Consider the following 16,562-nt stretch of genomic DNA (forward strand, 5'->3'; position numbering starts at 1 on the left):
GTGTTCGTCAAACGACTTTGGCCCTGCGGAGCCCGCAGGGCGGAGTCAGACCTGGCCGGTGGAGGCTTGACGGAAGGGGGATTTCTTTACAATGCAATGAATGATTTCTTAAAAGCAATTCAGCAAGTTATTTTAGTTTTAAAATTCTTTCAAGCCCCGCAGCAGTATGATGATTTTCCAAAAACGCTCTTTGATCAAGTAGCTCCATGAGATCCATATCTGTAATGGATAATTTGAAGTCAAAGACGTCAAAGTTAGACTTCATATGCTCTAAGCTTGTTGCCTTTGGCAATGGAATGATGCCTCGTTGGATGTGCCAACGTAAAATAATTTGGTGCTTACTAACGCCGTACTTTTCAGCCAAGCTCTTGATAATAGGGTGGTCAAATACAGGTTGGCGATCACGAGTAAATGGAGACCACGCCATACCTACTACTTGATGCTTACGCATTAATTGTAATAAGGATTGACGTTGGTTAAACGGGTGGCACTCGATTTGGTTGACCACAGGTTTTACATTGCAGTGGTACAGCAAGTCGATGAGGCGATCTTCGTAGAAGTTAGAGAGACCTAGACCACGCAGTACGTTTTGGTCGTATAACTCCTCCATGGCGCGCCAAGAGCCGTAGTAATCACCTATTGGTTGGTGAATAAGCATGATATCTATATAATTAGTATTTAACTTCGTTAGAGAACTTTCAACAGCGCGCATCGTAGCATCGTAACCGGCATTGGTATGCCAAATTTTAGTGGTTACAATGATGTCGGACCGATTAATACCAGATGCACTCATGCCCTTGCCGACGGCTTCTTCGTTATCATAATAAGCTGCCGTATCGAGTAAACGGTATCCAGCCTGTAAGGCATTCGTTACAGCTTGCTCCGTTTCCTCCGACGTTCCTGTTTTGTAGGTGCCAAATCCGATGGATGGCACAAAGCTACCATTATTTAAAATTCTAAAATCCATACGTTCTTCCATGAGAAACCTCCATGCGTATACTTGTTTATATATATTATAGCAGATATTATTTTTGACTAGTAATATCTAATCATATAGGGAATTAGCTTTCATACAATTCTTATTGATTTTGTGATATACTAAGGTATTGATAAAAATCAATACAATGGATAGAGATAAGGTGAAAGTATGAACAAATTTCGACTTGGTGCTGTAATGGCACTATTGGTCATTGTTGTATGTGCGATTGCAGGTTGTGGTACATCTACAGTATCCGTTGCCGATGTTACTTATAAAGATATGCCGTTACAAATTCATAATGAAGCGAATGTAACAGCTCTTAATAAGTCCACTATTACGCCCGCTGTATCAGGTGCGGCTACGTATGCTGTGAAGGTAGGCGATAAGGTAACACAAGGTCAAGTGGTGGCGACGATTGATACGTCGGCATTGCAACAACAATTAGCGTCCTTACAAGGTCAGCTTAGTGCGGCCCAATCCTATACGCCTGCTGTTGAAACAACGACGACAACGACGGCGCCTACGGTTAGCAGTGCTCAGCTTGAAAGTGCTCGCCAAATGCGCGAGGCTGGTAATATTACAGAAAAGGAATATAATCGTATTCTAGAACGGTCTCGACCTCAAACTGTGACAACCACAACTGGTGGTGGCGGTGGTGGCAACGGTGCTAGTGTTGCTGCTATTGAGGCACAAATTGCTCAGGTGTCCGCACAAATAGCTGCCGCTAATATTACGGCTCCTATAGCTGGTGTGGTGACTGCTATTTACAATGAAGATCGTCAAATGGCGATTGCAGATCGTCCATTTATGTTGATACAACAAGAGACGCCTATGGTAGCATCCTTGAGTATTCCTCGTGATGCGGCTATGAAATTAGCTAGCCCAGAGGCAAAATCAAGTATTAAAGTGTCTTTGCATGTCGGTGATTCAGATATTCCAGGTGAGTTGACCTATATAGATACAAACCAGCCTGAAAATGTACCAAGTGTACTAGTTAAGGCTACTTTCAACAACGAAAAAGGAACTATTAAGGCTGGTGAATTTTATAGTTTGACCATCGAATCTAGTGCTCAAGCTAAGATGCTCGTTGTTCCTGCTGCGGCAGTACGTGAAAATCAAGATGGTAAATATGTATATGTATTAACCGCTGATAATACGGTAGACGTACGTGTCGTTGAAGTAGGGGATGAACAAGATGGGTATGTGTCCATCATGACAGGCCTCAATGAAGGCGAACAAGTTATTACAACCAAGGGAACCTTTGAACTAGGTGAAAAGGTGAAGGTTCAATAAATATCTTATGAGTAGCTAGAAACTAGCAACCATGAATGTTAAAAAGGAGGAGATTATTATTTTAGAATTTAAACGTTTTGAATTAAGAAATAAACCATTAATCGATAAATATTTTGAACAACATCATTACGAAGCGTCGGATAATTGCTTTACTACATTGTATATGTGGCAAGAAGCCTATGGCATTCGTTGGGCTGAAGAAAATGGCGTATTGTACATCCAAGGTGGTGGTAAGCGCGATCCATTCCTATTACCTCCATTTGCTGGTAAGGATGCGAAGTTCCTCGATGGTTTATTGCGTGCAAAAGAATGGTTTGTAGAAAATAAATTACCATTCATTTTCAAAGGTGTTAGCAAGGTTGTGAAAGAACGGATGGAGGAACTATGCCCAGGCCGTTACGTATTCACACCTGACCGTGATAACTACGAATATATTTATAAGTCTGAAGATCTTATTAATTTGTCCGGTAAGAAATTCCGTCAAAAGAAAAATCACTTGAATCAATTCCGTATGCAATATTCCAACTATGAATATGTGCCAATTACAGAAGACATCATTCCATTGTGCCGTGAGACAGCAGCGTCTTGGGTGGAAACTCATCACGAAGAAGGTATTGAAGATGAATTAGTGGCTATTAATTTACTCTTTGATCATTGGGATGTCTTGGGCTTAAAAGGCGGCGCTATTAAGTTGTTTGGTCGCGTAGAGGCTTTCAGTATCGGCGAATTAATGAATGATAGAATGGCTTTAATTCACATCGAAAAAGCCAATCCGGATATTCGCGGTTTGTATCAAGCAATTAATAATGAATTCATCCGCCATGAATTTAGCAATGTAGAGTTTATCAATCGTGAAGAAGATATGGGCTTGCCTGGTCTTCGTCAAGCGAAGGAATCCTATAATCCTGATCATTTTGCAGAAAAATATGATGCTGTATATGCTAATGAAGCAGATAATGCAACGGGCGGTAAATAATCAGGTCAATTTAATAATGAATGTGAGAGTGGTACTGTATGGTGCCACTCTTTTCCGTTATAATAAAGGGTAGAGTGTGTGAAATACATTCTACTACATGAAATATATAGCTCTAGAGCTATTTAGGATAGAAAGGAAATCGTATGGATTTTAGAATTGCTACATCACAAGATACCCCTCAAGTTGAAGCGCTATGGGCGTATTGCTTTGAACCAAAAGAAGATCCCTTCTTTCAATATTATTTTTCTAACTGTTATGAACCGGAGAATACTGTCATAGGTACCCAAGAAGGTCAATTGCTCTCCACTGTTCATTTGCGTCAATACAACATCAATGTGCGCGGAGCTATCTTGCCTACTAGTTATATGGTTGGTGTTGCTACTCATCCAGCTGCACGTCGTGGTGGCGTAGGTGGTGCATTATTGTTGCACTCCTTAGAAGAATTGCGCCGTCGTGGTCAAGGCATTACCATTTTAATGCCTTCTAAAGCGGGATTTTACCAACAATATGGCTGGGATTTGTACGCTCATCAATGGGTACAGACCATGCCATTAGAAAGTTTGCGTCCTTTGACGGATAAAACAGTATCCTTTGGATTGCTAAATGATGTAGAGCAATGGACATTGCTTGATCCTGTTTACAAAGCCTATACGAAGGATTTATGTGGCTATGCGGAACGCGGCGAGAAGGAATGGAAACGTCTATTAGGCAGTTTCTTTGCTGAAGGTGTGAATATTGCGGTCGTGAAAAACGATGAAGGTCAAATCGAAGGTTACGCTGTATATCGTTTGGGGGCCCCTGAAATTCCTGTTACAGAATTTGTATATACAACGCGTCGTGCTCAACGTGGTTTGCTTAATTATTTTTATAACCATCGTTCTCAAGGTGAAAGCATTCGCTGGAATGAAGGGTTGCATGATACGGGTTATAGATTTGTTCCTGATGGAAAAACAGGTCATACAACGATGCCGTATATGATGGCGCGTATCGTAGACGTAGAAACAGCGTTGACTACGGTACCTGTTAATCCAGAAGCCGTTATGATGCCAATTACCTTAAACATTAAGGTTACCGATACATTATGCGATTGGAATAATGGCGTGTTTGCCCTTAGCTTAGGTGAAAGCACTTTACCTAACGTAAAACGCGTTTCTGCTGAATCTGTGGATGAAATCGATATCACTATAGACATTGGCGGTCTAACAGTCCTGTTGATGGGGGCTGTATCAGCTAAAGATCTTGTGTTTGAAGGTAAATTACAAGGCGAATCTCATTGGATTGATTATCTAGATATGGTATATCCTAAACAAAATACATATATCAACGAATGGTGGTAATATGAGCTGGAGAACATATACAGTAAAAGAAGAGGTAGATACAACAGTATCTGCTTATGTAAAAGAGCGATTTTCTTTATCCTCTCGAAATGTGCAGATGATATTCCGTAAGAAACGGGTGAAGGTCAATAGCCGCGTTGCTCATTCCAAGCGTATGCTAAGAAAAGGGGATGTTATTACTATTGAGTTACCACAAGATAAGGATTATGGTGTAGAGGTTGAAAAAGGACCTATAGAGGTTCTCTATGAGGATGAACACACACTTGTGGTGTATAAGTCTCCATTTATGCTAGTTCATCCAGCAGGTCAAACGAAATATCATACATTGAGTAATCTGGTGGCTGGCTATTATGCTAAACGCGGCGAAGTTCATAAAATTCGGCCTGTTCATCGCTTGGATCGAGATACAACAGGTGTTATTATGTTTGGCAAAACCCGTGAGGCAGAACAATATTACACTAAACAGCTACAAGAAGGTCGAATTCACCGTGTCTATCGCGGTCTCGTAGAAGGAAAGATTACATCTGATGGTGTGGTGAATGAACCTATCGGTGTGGATCCGGTATTTGATAATCGCCGCTGTGTTGATGAATTTGGTCAAGATGCTGTAACCGAATATCATGTGATTGAATATGATGATGTACAATCGTTGTTAGAGTTTACATTGCTAACCGGACGAACTCATCAAATTCGCGTTCATATGGCTCATATTGGTCACCCTATCATTGGCGATGCCATGTATGGTATGCGGAAAAAACCGTATACGAGACAGGCCTTACATGCCTATTCGTTGACATTTATACCATATGGACAATCTGAACTGGTGACTGTTATCGCACCTGTACCATCTGATTTAGGTCGTGAACTACAAAATAAAAAGCTGCCCTAGGGCAGCTTTTTGTATAAGTGTATAGGTTTGACAACGAAAAAAGGACTCCTGATGGAGTCCTTTTTCATGTAAGGGGAGTGTTAGTATTAACATCAAATGACCTATGTATTTAAACAAGTAGTAGGTTTGGGGTTAGTATTACTTGTCGGGAGATAAATACATTAAGTAATCAGGGAATATTTACTTATAATTATCATTTGATGTAGTAATTATAAGTAAATACTATGAAGATAAAATGAACTTCTAAAAAATATTTTATGAAATTTAGATGAAATGTAAAATTCGTTTATTAAATGTTGATAAATGCCATACTTCTTGATATGATAATAGAGGAGGATAATATCTTCTCTTTATTTTTTTTAAAAATATTTAAAAAAATCGTTCTAGTTATAAGACTTTTGTTGTTGGGTTAGAAAGGGGGCCACTATGAAGTTGCTTATAGCTTTGATGGCCTTTTTTTGCCTCATAACATATTCGAATACAGCACAAGCGACTGATTGGTACTATGTAAGTCCTGATGACAAAGGTAATCAACTCTTTATAGATAATGATAGTGTTCAAAAAAGCGATTATGATGCTGTTCTTTGGCTAAAGGTTAATGAACCAGGTGGCGATGAACTTCGCTATAAGGTATATATTAGCCGTTATAATCGGACCATGGAAATTCTAGAAGTAGATGCGTATATGCCAAACGGCACTCAATATGATAATGTTGATTATGATAAAGATCCTGAACCGATTGAAGGCAATACAAATGGTCAAGCCATCTATAGATTGTTATGGCAATAAATAGCTTGAATTTAATATTTTAGATATAAATTTAAAAAATTAAATATAAAAATACCTAGCTAGACAGCAACTAGCTAGGTATTTTTTGTGTGTAAATGTATTGTAAACACGCAGAGGTGTTACAGTCTTTGTAGATAGGTAAAATTTAAGATATCCACTAGTGATTGGTAACAACCGTTAGTTTATAGCTGAGCGGCTGTACGGGTTAATTCCAAATCATTAATCATTTGTAAATCGTCTTGCGGGGATCTACCGCCAGTTGTTAAGTAACCGCCTACCATGATGCCATTAAGACCACCTTTTAGTGCGTACGATTGTAAATCACGTAGATTTACTTCTCGACCGCCTGCGGTGCGAATTAATGCATGAGGTAAAATGAAACGAAATACAGCGAAGGTACGTAAAATTTCCATCGGTTTTAACGCTTTGTTATGTTCGAATGGAGTACCCTTAATCGGATTTAATATGTTTAATGGAATGGAATCAATGTTAAGGCGTTTAAGTTCAAACGCCATTTCTACGCGTTGTTCTAGAGTTTCGTTTAGACCTAAGATACCGCCAGAGCAAACGCGAATGCCAGCTTTTTTGGCATTTTCTATGGTAGACATCTTGTCCTCATAGGAATGTGTGGAGCAGATGTCAGGGAAATGACTTGGTGCAGTTTCGATATTGGAATGATAACGAGTAACACCAACTTCTTTTAATTGAAGAGCTTGTTCATAGGTTAACAAACCAAGGGAACAACAAATTTCTAAACCAATTTTTTCGCGAATTTCTTTTAATACGCGTAAGATTTGGTTGAATTCATTAGGGTTGGAAGTGTTGCGACCGCTTGTAACAATAGAGAAGCGAATAGCACCAGCTTCTTTTGCTTTTCTAGCAGCCTCTAAAATCGATTCATCATCCATAAATGGATATTCTTGAACACCTGTATTGTGGTGTGCCGACTGTGCACAGAATTTACAGTTTTCAGGACATTTACCAGAACGAGCATTTACAATCGCGCAAATGTCAACGGAATTATCGTTGAAATGTTGTTTTATTTTATCTGCCATAGCCAATAGAATCATGGTATCTTCATCGGATGTATGGATTAAATCGATGGCTTCCTCTTTAGTGATTTCCCCACCATGTAATATACGATTGGCAATGGTTAATATTTTTTCATAAGAACCCACCTGGGTTTGTTGCTCTACTGGAAGTGCCATTATAGCCTCCTTGTTATTGTTAACTTATAAAAACGAATATATTTACAATGTAATTGTAGTATTCTTGTATACTAATTGTCAACTGTATAAATTAATTAGTTTACAATATGATATCTTACATATTATATAGAAATATATAGTATAATTAGATATTAGTATTCTATAAGTTAGGAAAGGAGACAATATGCAACCCTTTCGTTTTATACATTGTGGAGACCTTCATTTAGGGGCTCCTTTTCAATATGCTATGGGGATGAGTCGGCATGTAGATCGTGCTGTCGCAGAAGCAACTTATGAAGCTTTCAATAATATCATTGAAATCGCTGTGCGCGAACGCGTTAATGCAGTTGTGATTAGCGGTGATGTTTATAATAGTGAAGATCATAATTTAGAGGCTCAGGTCCGATTTGTGCGTGCTATGTATCGCTTGTGGGAGGCGCATATTCCCGTATATATGGTGCAAGGTAATCATGATCCTGCTGAAAGCTGGCGCGCTGGCTTATCAATGCCTGATAATGTACATGTGTTTTCGGATACACAGGTACAACGATTTCCGTTGATGGTTAATAATATTGAAGTTGGTGGTGTTTACGGCATCAGTTGTGGTCATGGCAATGAACAATCTAATTTTGCTGCACAATATAAAGCCTTTGAACGAGATGAGTTTTCCCTTGCTGTCATGCATGGAACAGTTGGATCTAGTGTGGGCAGTGAACATCATGATGTAACAGGGCCTTGTAATTTGACGGATATCATGCAAGGCGCTATGGACTATTGGGCACTAGGTCATATCCATAAATCACAGGTGATTTCAGAAGACCCTATGGTCGTATATGCGGGCAATCCTCAAGGATTACATCGGAAGGAATCTGGCGCTAAAGGATGCTATATGGTCAACGTATCACATAATGGACATTGTGAATTAGAATTTATTGAGACTAGTGCCATTCGTTTTGAAGATATAAAGATTGATATTGCAGGCATACAAACTGAACGTGATTTATTAGATTTGTTGAGCCATAAAAAGCAGTCCTTACGTAAAAAATATAATAAGAATACATTGGTATCGGTCCATTTAGTAGGAACTGGTCCAATGCATCGCTTATGCGTGGATGAGTCCGTTCGAAAATTATGGCTACGGGAGACGCAGGCAGAGGAAAAGAGTAAATCTATTTTTGTTATGCCATACCGCATGATTGCTAAAACGCGTCCTACTGTTAATTTGGCAGAACGCCGTTTATTGTCCGACATGGTAGGCGATTATCTACGTGCCTATGATGAAACCGTTACTGATATTGAGGCCGTACGTCAAATCTTGGTCGATCGTCCTGAGTCTAAACGACTTGGCAGTTATTTAGATTTATTATCAGACGATGTATTGAAACGAGTTATGGAACGCAGTGAAATGGAAGGGGTTACGGTGTTAATGGGGGTAAACGATGAACATTAAACAGATTCGACTCGACTCATTTGGGCCGTATGAAAACTGGACATTTAAATCCGGTCCTAACGGTGTACAGCTTGTATATGGCGCTAATGAAAGTGGGAAAACCTCCTTATTAGAAGGTATGCGTTCTCTTTTATTTGGCGGTAAACATAAAAAATATGGTTATGTAAGTGGATCTCTTGAGCTCGACAAAGAGGGGACGGCTTATCATTTAGGCCGACAAAACAAGAATTTAGATTTTTATTCTCCTGGTGAGCCTAGCATAAAGGACGAGCCGAATCAATTGTGGTGGCATGGGCTCGATAAAAAAACGTATAACCGCATATTCGGCCTTACGTTAGAGGACCTTCAAGGCGTAGATATACTCAATGAAGTAGATGTACGAGCTAGATTCTTTGGCGCCGAAGGGGGCGAGCAACTCGGTGGTGTAGTAAAAAGCATTGAAACCAATGCTAATGACTTACTGGTTGCGTCTGCATCAGGCAAACGCCGCATCAATGTTTTGATAGATCAATTACAAGAAAATAAGGTTCGTTTATCCGCACTGGGTGAACATGAAACGCAATATGTAGAATTACAACAAGCGTTAAAGGCTTCCGAGGATACAGAAGCAGAAATTCAGAATCAAATCAAAGAATGGCAAGATTATCGTGAAGGCGTAGAGATGGTGCTTCGTGCATGGGATACGTATCGACGTAGCGAAGAGGCGCGTCGTCGTATGCAACAGTTTACATCTCCTGATACACTAGATCGCGATGCGTTTTTGAGTATCGATGAGGGCCTTCGTGAAGCTCGTCAGAATATGCAGCTTTGGCTTGATAAAGAAGAAGCACTAAAACCGGAAAATTTTGATCCAAATAGTCCATTTACTACCTATGGCCAAGATATAGAGGATTTGATTCAACAAGGTGCGAAGTGGGAACAATTGCGCCGTGAGTGTGAAGAAGGCGAAGCCTACATTGCTAAGGTTAAAGAGCAACTTGATTTCTCGAGAGGGTTACAATCTTCATGGCGCAAGGATGAATCGGTGCCAACTGATGTGAATTGGTTTGAAGGGGAACGTTTATCCAAACGATTGCGTACCGCAAAGGACCAATTATTATATTGGCAAAGCCAAGCACCATCCTTGCAAAAAGAACCAAAAATAAGTGAAGATAGTTCATCTGTTGACACTGGTGAAAATAGCCCTGTTAACACCTGGGCTCAGCAAGAGTTGCAGGCCGTTATGACCGATATTGCAGATCTAGAGTCTCGACTTGGAGAACATGGTTCCATACGTATGGCCGCGATGCCGATTTGGTTGCAACGTATTGGAGGGATTGGAGCCGTTATTGGTGTATTGATGTCGCTAGCAGGCCTCATTGCGCTGGAATCTGTACTATATAGCATCGGTGGTATTATTCTATTAATACTTGGACTGGGATTGTTCTGGTATGGATGGCGCCTTCGCCATGTAGATGATTCCGATGTAGCTCGGTTGATGCGTGAACTAGAACGCTTACAGCAACGTAAGTCGTATTTAGAAACACAATTGGATGCACCTTTACCTGTGGCGTCAGATGTACCGAACTTGGAAACGGCAGCTATTGAGCAACGTTACAATGATGAAGGTAAACAATTACAGGCTAATTATGAAAAAGCCTTGGCTGAATGGCAAGCATGGATTCCTGAAGGGGCTGCCAAGAGTCTCGATGAAGATGATTTCTTTAGTATGAAGCATGAATATGACCAGTACTCTGAACAATTGCGGACTATTGAAGGATATGAGAAACGCTTAGATGAACATAAGGAATCTTTGCGCCTTATAGAGGACCAAGCTGTTACCTTATGGTATAACCTTGGTGTTGAAGCCCCTGTGTCTCCTACTGAGCTAAAACGTATTTATAACCAATATAAAAACTTTCAACAACAAATGATTCGTTGGGAACAAAAAGAATCACAGCGTAAGAGCTATCGTATGGAGTATGATAATTGGCATCGCAAGGAAAAAGAGCTTTTGCTAGAACAAAAAGCATTGCTTGAAAAAAGCGGATTATCCGGCGCCAATGAATATCGTCAAAAACTCATTGATGAAGATCAGTTTAAGCAATGGGAAACGATTTACAAACAAAGCCAAGTACAGCTTGATTTGTTAACTCCAGATGGTGAAAATAAAGATTTATTCTATCGCCGCTTGCGTGAGGGGAATAAAGAGAATTGGACTGATGAATTAGCCCATGCAGATCAAGAGCTGAATGCGCGCAAGGATGCGATGGCTAACCTCTATGAGAAACGAGGCCAAATCGTGGAAGCTATGCGTGCATTGGGTTCAGATCAGGAGCAACGGGAAGCCATTCAACAACGACAAGAGTTAGAATCTGAATTGGAATCTGCCTTGGAAGATTGGGCCACTCAAGTTGTCATCGCTCATTGTATGGAACGAGCGCAACAATCATACGAAGAAGAGTCACAACCAAAGATGTTAGAATTAGCATCTCAGTATATTAAACGATTAACGAATGGTGCTTATACATTTGATATGTGGGGATTGCAAGACGGTTTAGCCCTTTTGAATGAACGGGGTGAACGATTACCGATTTATCATTGGTCTAGTGGTTTAGCGGATCAGGTGTATCTCGCGTTGCGTTTGGCACTAGCAAAGGTCTTTTCGTACCAAGTGGATGCATTGCCAATCATATTAGATGATATCCTAGTCCGCTTTGATGAAGATCGCCAAAAGAGTGCACTTGAGTTGTTAGCTGAACTTGGTGAACATCAACAAATTTGGTTGTTTACATGTCAGCAACAAGTGTATTACATGGGTCAAGCTATTGCTGGTATAGATACGCATATATTACAACGTGCATAAATTTCTATCCCTAAAAATATAGATAATAAGTGGTTTTGCATATTCATCACTTTTGGGGTACACTTTTAATATAAGCGTGACATTCTAATATAAAATCTTATATACATGTATGGGTGTGTTTTGTAGAAAGGGGTGGAAGTTTGAATACTGCTTATTTAGATATGATTCAGGGCAAGAACCCTGGCATAACACCGGTATGGTATATGCGCCAAGCAGGGCGCAGTCAGGCTGCATATCGTAAGATAAAAGAGAAGTACACATTGTTCGAAATTACCAAACAACCAGAACTTTGCGCACAAGTGACAGAACTGCCTGTTAAAGAATATGGCGTTGATGCGGCTATTCTTTATAAGGATATTATGAGCCCTATGGTGGCTATTGGCGTGAATGTGGATATTAAACCTGGTGTAGGTCCTGTATTTGATACTCCAATACGCCGTATGGAAGATATTGAACGATTATATGCGTTTGATGCAACAAAGGTAGAGTATATTTCCAAAACTATTGAGTTGTTGACTACTGAGGTGCTTGATGTACCTCTTATTGGCTTTTGTGGTGCACCATTCACTATCGCGTCTTACCTTATTGAAGGAGGTCCTACGAAAAGTTATAACAAAACTCGTGGGATGTTAATCAGCGAACCCGAAATTTGGAATAGACTAATGGAAAAACTAGCGGATATGTCCATCGAGTATTTGTCAATGCAAGCGCGCGCTGGTGCTAATGCTTTACAAATCTTTGACTCTTGGGTGGGGGCCGTTAATAGTACAGAATATGAGCAAGCTATTTTCCCTCATATGAAACGTATTATTTCCACAGTAAAATCTAGATTCCCTAACTTGCCGCTCGCTATGAATGGTGTCGGTACAGACCACCTTGTTTCTACTTGGGCTAAATTACCTCTTGATGTTATCGCCTTAGATTGGCGAAGCTCTCTTGGAGCGGCTAAGGATAGAGGTGTTACACAAACAGTACAGGGAAACCTTGATCCGGCTTATTTATACGGGGATACAAAAACAATAGCCAAGGTGGTAGATGAAATCTTAATGGATGGCGTTCGCCATGGTAAACATGTATTTAACTTAGGGCATGGCGTATTCCCTGAGGCAGACCCAGCAAAATTACATTGGTTGACAGACTATGTTCATGAAAAGAGCCGTGAATTGTGGACTCGTGAAAGCCGATAATATGAGGCAGGCTATACTGTTATTATCTTTTGGTACACCTCGTCAACCATCTGATTTATTACCCTATTTGACGAGCATTCGACGCGGAAAAATTCCGACAGAACGAGAATTGAAGGTTCTAACTGCTCGTTACGATGCCATCGGACAATGGGATAATAAGCTGTTGCAAACGATGGGGGAAGATCAAAAGAAAACTCTTAAATCCCTATTGGCAATAGACGCGATGTATTTGGCCTATCTTCATATGCCTAATAGTATGGAACAAGCTGTAGAATCCATAGCAGCTGCAGGATATACTTCTATTTTATGCATTGTCACATCGCCGTTTTATTCTATGGTTGGAACGGGCGCGTATGAACGGAAATTACATTCTATATTACGAGCGTATCCGGATATATCTTGTGAAATTATCAAATCTTGGTGGAATAGACCACAGTTTTTTGAATACTGGCGTTCACAGTTGATGGCCGCGAATCCATTACAAGCTGATACAGCCTGTATTTTCTCTGCCCATAGTGTACCTACTTCAACGGTTGGTAGCTATGAAGATGAAGTCATGTCCGCATCAAATCAAATTGCAAAAATGGTAGGCCTTAATCACTGGTATCAGGCATGGCAAAGTGCGGCGCCCTATGGTGAATGGTTAGGTCCTACCATTGAAAGTGTCATTGAACAGGCTCTTATAGATGGAGCAAAACGGATTGTATGTATTCCTTTTGGGTTTGTTAGCGATCATGTAGAAATTTTGTATGATAATGATATTATTTGTCGGAATATCGTTGAAAATGCTGGGGCTACATATGAACGTCTGCCTATGCCCAATGGAAATACCCTATTTATGGAGGCCATGGCAAAGGCTATACGAGAAAGGATTAATAAGTGAAGGTAACGATTGTTGGTGGTGGCCTTACGGGGCTTACTGCAGCCTATTATTTAGGCCATGCCAAACCAGATTGGCAGATACAATTATATGAACAGGCCCCTCGATTTGGCGGTAAAATTCAAACGCAACAAGTAGATGACTTTGTTGTTGAGTTAGGCCCGGATTCCTACTTGGGCCGCAAAACGGAAATGACGGATCTCATTACAGATCTTGGTCTAGCAGATACGCTTGTATCCAATGAAACGGGGCAGGCCTATGTGTATGACCGCGGTAACATTCACCCAATTCCAGGTGGTTCCATCATGGGCGTTCCTACGGAAATGATGCCTTTTGTGAAAGCGACCTTAATTTCCTGGGCTGGTAAAGTGCGTGCTGGTCTTGATTATTTTAAGAAACCGTATCCCTTAGATGCTCACGGTGATGTATCGATTGGTCATTTCTTCCGCTATCATTTAGGTCAAGAAATGATGGATAAATTAATTGAGCCATTATTGGCGGGTATTTATGGTGGCGATATTTATAAAATCAGTCTATTATCTACGTTTCCGCATTTTATTCAAGTAGAACAAAAATATGGCAATATGGTTAAGGGCATGATTGCTGCTAAGATGAGCCATCAAAAGGCAGGTGTCTCTAAGGCTGCCAAAGGTGCTGTTAATGAAGGCGACGTTCCCCGTGCTGGTAAAGGAACGATGACGGATGCTCAATTTGATAAGAAACAATCTAGTATTCAGCGAACGAATGGAAATCTAAAAGCATCAAAAGGAACCGCATCACAATCCGGTATGTTTAGACAATTAACGGGTGGTCTTGAAAGCGTGGTAAGTGCGATTGTGGAACAAATGCCATCTAATGTTACATTGACTACTAAGGCCCTTGTTCGAGATATATCGTATGCTGATGCAGTGTATCGTTATAATGTGAATGGTCGAGAAGAAACCTCCCATATGTTGGTTATCTCTACACCACCAGCTACGTATAAAGATTGGTTTATTAGAGATACTGGATTTGATGGCGTACGCAATATGGAACAATCCAGTTGTGCTATTGCAATCATGGCCTTTGATAAAGCGACCTTTGATGGCGAACTAAAAGGCTCTGGCTTGTTGATTACTCGTAAAACGGATACACCATTAACGGCGTGTACCATATTAAATCAAAAATGGCCACAAACAACGCCAGATGATAAAATCGTTCTTCGCGTTTTTATCGGTAAACCTGGTAATGATGTGGTGGAGCGCTATAGTGATGAAGAACTTTCTGCATTAGCTCTTAAAGAAATTCAACGTATTATGAACTTTAAAGCTAATCCAGAGTGGATTAAGATCAATCGTTTAATACATTGTATGCCTCAATATAATGTGGGCCATCGTGCTGCTATTGCAGCCGTTCGGGAGCATGTGAAAGAACATTATCCTAATTTGTATCTCATTGGGACACCGTTTGATGGGATTGGGATACCGGATGGGGTGAAGCAGGCTAAGGAACTTGTGCAACGGTTGTAATTCTACGTAGCCGATTCGGTATGGGCGTCAATAGGTTGTTGGTATAAGTACTACGTTGCCGGCGATGGATAAGTCTCCTTCAGCTCCAGCTAGCTTAACGGTCTTCGGCCTAGGGCCTCGACTTACTAAAGTCGCTTCAGAAGGCTTATCCATTGCCTACTGTAGCGGATTTTAGTCTCTAGCTAGTACAAGGTCCTTTAGCCTAGGTTAGAGGAAAACGGTCTTCGGGCTAGGGGCTCGATTTTGTAATTGTAAATTGTGTTTTATATATTTTATGTGAAAAGGAGTGGTATTATGGGTAAGGCAATTCCTACTGTTGAGGGTTGGCATAGTCAACATATGGTGTTTTCCATGGATTTTAGTGCTTGGAATTGTTTTGATGCAGAGGAGAAGGCTGAGGCTCGCGGTGAGTTAAAGGCGTTTTTGGCTGAGTTGGAGTCTATGCACCAAGCTAAAGAAGGCAGTTATGCATTCTATGATGTGAATGGTTATAAGGGCGATCTTTTGTTGTGGATTTTGGCGCCGTCTCTTGAGGATTTGGCGAAATGGGAACGCAAATTCCGTCGTTTAACGATTGCGTCTGTGCTTGTTCAAACGTATTCTTATACGTCTGTAACCGAGGTTAGTGCATATGTGAAAGCTAAGCTTGATACGCCTGAGGTGGATGCGAAATTGTATCCAACTGTACCAAAGGATAAATATATTTGTTTTTATAATATGACGAAGAAGCGTGAAGGCAATGATAATTGGTATATGTTGCCTCCAGAGGAACGCGGTCGTATGATGCGTGAGCATGGCATCACTGGTAGACCATATTTAGAGGTACTATCTGAGTACACTACAGGTGGTGTTGGTCTTGATGATTGGGAATGGGGCGTTACTATTTTTAGTAATGATGACATCCAATTCAAGAAAATTGTTTACGATATGCGCTTTGAAGAAGCGAGTGCACGATATGGTATCTTCAGCGATTTCTATGTAGGAACGTTGATTGATGAAGCACGCTTTGATGAAGTGTTTGCTTAATCTATAACTACCAGTAGTAGTACTGTAAAGGGAAGGGGTTAAAGTTTTGACGCTAGCCATACGAAGCCTTGAGGGCTAAGTAAAATCGGCTGGTGGAAAAATTTTACCCCTTTTTGTTTTCCTATAATGAATCATGTATACAAAATACGCATATGGCTATGATTTTACCGCAAGTTAGATTGCGGTTTTTATATT

Annotated in this window: 13 protein-coding genes; 11 read left to right on the plus strand and 2 right to left on the minus strand. The window is 40.5% G+C overall.

What is annotated here, in order from left to right:
- Positions 1–127 precede the first annotated feature (127 nt).
- Positions 128–979, minus strand: a complete 852-nt coding sequence (locus HMPREF1504_RS04895) for an aldo/keto reductase (RefSeq protein ID WP_038123913.1) — start codon at positions 977–979, stop codon at positions 128–130.
- Positions 980–1,147: 168 nt separating this feature from the next.
- Here HMPREF1504_RS04895 and HMPREF1504_RS04900 point away from each other — a divergent pair, with 168 nt between their 5' ends.
- The 5 genes from HMPREF1504_RS04900 to HMPREF1504_RS04920 all read left to right on the plus strand — a co-directional run bounded on the left by HMPREF1504_RS04900 (position 1,148) and on the right by HMPREF1504_RS04920 (position 6,263).
- Positions 1,148–2,272, plus strand: a complete 1,125-nt coding sequence (locus HMPREF1504_RS04900) for an efflux RND transporter periplasmic adaptor subunit (RefSeq protein ID WP_009660742.1) — start codon at positions 1,148–1,150, stop codon at positions 2,270–2,272.
- A 31-nt stretch (positions 2,273–2,303) separates the two neighbouring features.
- Positions 2,304–3,248: a DUF2156 domain-containing protein gene (locus tag HMPREF1504_RS04905; RefSeq protein ID WP_038123922.1), complete on the plus strand. Its 945-nt coding sequence runs from the start codon at positions 2,304–2,306 to the stop codon at positions 3,246–3,248.
- A gap of 143 nt (positions 3,249–3,391) precedes the next feature.
- Positions 3,392–4,585, plus strand: coding sequence for an enhanced intracellular survival protein Eis (gene eis / locus HMPREF1504_RS04910; RefSeq protein WP_005379581.1), 1,194 nt, complete (start codon positions 3,392–3,394; stop codon positions 4,583–4,585).
- Between the two features lies 1 nt (position 4,586).
- Positions 4,587–5,474 (plus strand): RluA family pseudouridine synthase, encoded by an 888-nt coding sequence (locus HMPREF1504_RS04915; protein ID WP_005375266.1) that lies wholly within the window; start codon positions 4,587–4,589, stop codon positions 5,472–5,474.
- A 426-nt stretch (positions 5,475–5,900) separates the two neighbouring features.
- Positions 5,901–6,263, plus strand: a complete 363-nt coding sequence (locus tag HMPREF1504_RS04920) for a hypothetical protein (protein WP_005375251.1) — start codon at positions 5,901–5,903, stop codon at positions 6,261–6,263.
- Between the two features lie 182 nt (positions 6,264–6,445).
- Here the strand turns inward: HMPREF1504_RS04920 and bioB are convergent, their stop codons facing one another.
- Positions 6,446–7,471 (minus strand): biotin synthase BioB, encoded by a 1,026-nt coding sequence (gene bioB / locus HMPREF1504_RS04925; RefSeq protein WP_005375253.1) that lies wholly within the window; start codon positions 7,469–7,471, stop codon positions 6,446–6,448.
- 184 nt (positions 7,472–7,655) lie between these two features.
- On the opposite strand from bioB, the gene HMPREF1504_RS04930 reads away from it, so the two are divergent.
- The 6 genes from HMPREF1504_RS04930 (at position 7,656) to hemQ (ending at position 16,367) form a co-directional block, all read left to right on the plus strand.
- A complete protein-coding gene (locus HMPREF1504_RS04930; protein WP_038123923.1) occupies positions 7,656–8,921 on the plus strand; it encodes an exonuclease SbcCD subunit D in 1,266 nt (421 codons plus the stop codon).
- Positions 8,911–11,766, plus strand: coding sequence for an AAA family ATPase (locus HMPREF1504_RS04935; protein WP_038123926.1), 2,856 nt, complete (start codon positions 8,911–8,913; stop codon positions 11,764–11,766). The genes HMPREF1504_RS04930 and HMPREF1504_RS04935 overlap by 11 nt, the downstream gene beginning before the upstream one ends.
- 140 nt (positions 11,767–11,906) lie before the next feature.
- Positions 11,907–12,953 (plus strand): uroporphyrinogen decarboxylase, encoded by a 1,047-nt coding sequence (gene hemE, locus HMPREF1504_RS04940; protein ID WP_038123929.1) that lies wholly within the window; start codon positions 11,907–11,909, stop codon positions 12,951–12,953.
- Positions 12,940–13,836, plus strand: coding sequence for a ferrochelatase (gene hemH, locus HMPREF1504_RS04945; RefSeq protein ID WP_227068369.1), 897 nt, complete (start codon positions 12,940–12,942; stop codon positions 13,834–13,836). Before hemE ends, hemH begins: the two co-directional genes overlap by 14 nt.
- Positions 13,833–15,341 (plus strand): protoporphyrinogen oxidase, encoded by a 1,509-nt coding sequence (gene hemG / locus HMPREF1504_RS04950; protein ID WP_005375264.1) that lies wholly within the window; start codon positions 13,833–13,835, stop codon positions 15,339–15,341. Before hemH ends, hemG begins: the two co-directional genes overlap by 4 nt.
- A gap of 294 nt (positions 15,342–15,635) precedes the next feature.
- On the plus strand, positions 15,636–16,367 hold the full coding sequence (gene hemQ, locus HMPREF1504_RS04955) for a hydrogen peroxide-dependent heme synthase (RefSeq protein WP_038123935.1): 732 nt from the start codon (positions 15,636–15,638) through the stop codon (positions 16,365–16,367).
- The last annotated feature ends 195 nt before the right edge of the window (positions 16,368–16,562 follow it).

It is taken from the genome of Veillonella sp. ICM51a (assembly GCF_000524355.1).
Lineage (GTDB): Bacteria > Bacillota > Negativicutes > Veillonellales > Veillonellaceae > Veillonella > Veillonella atypica.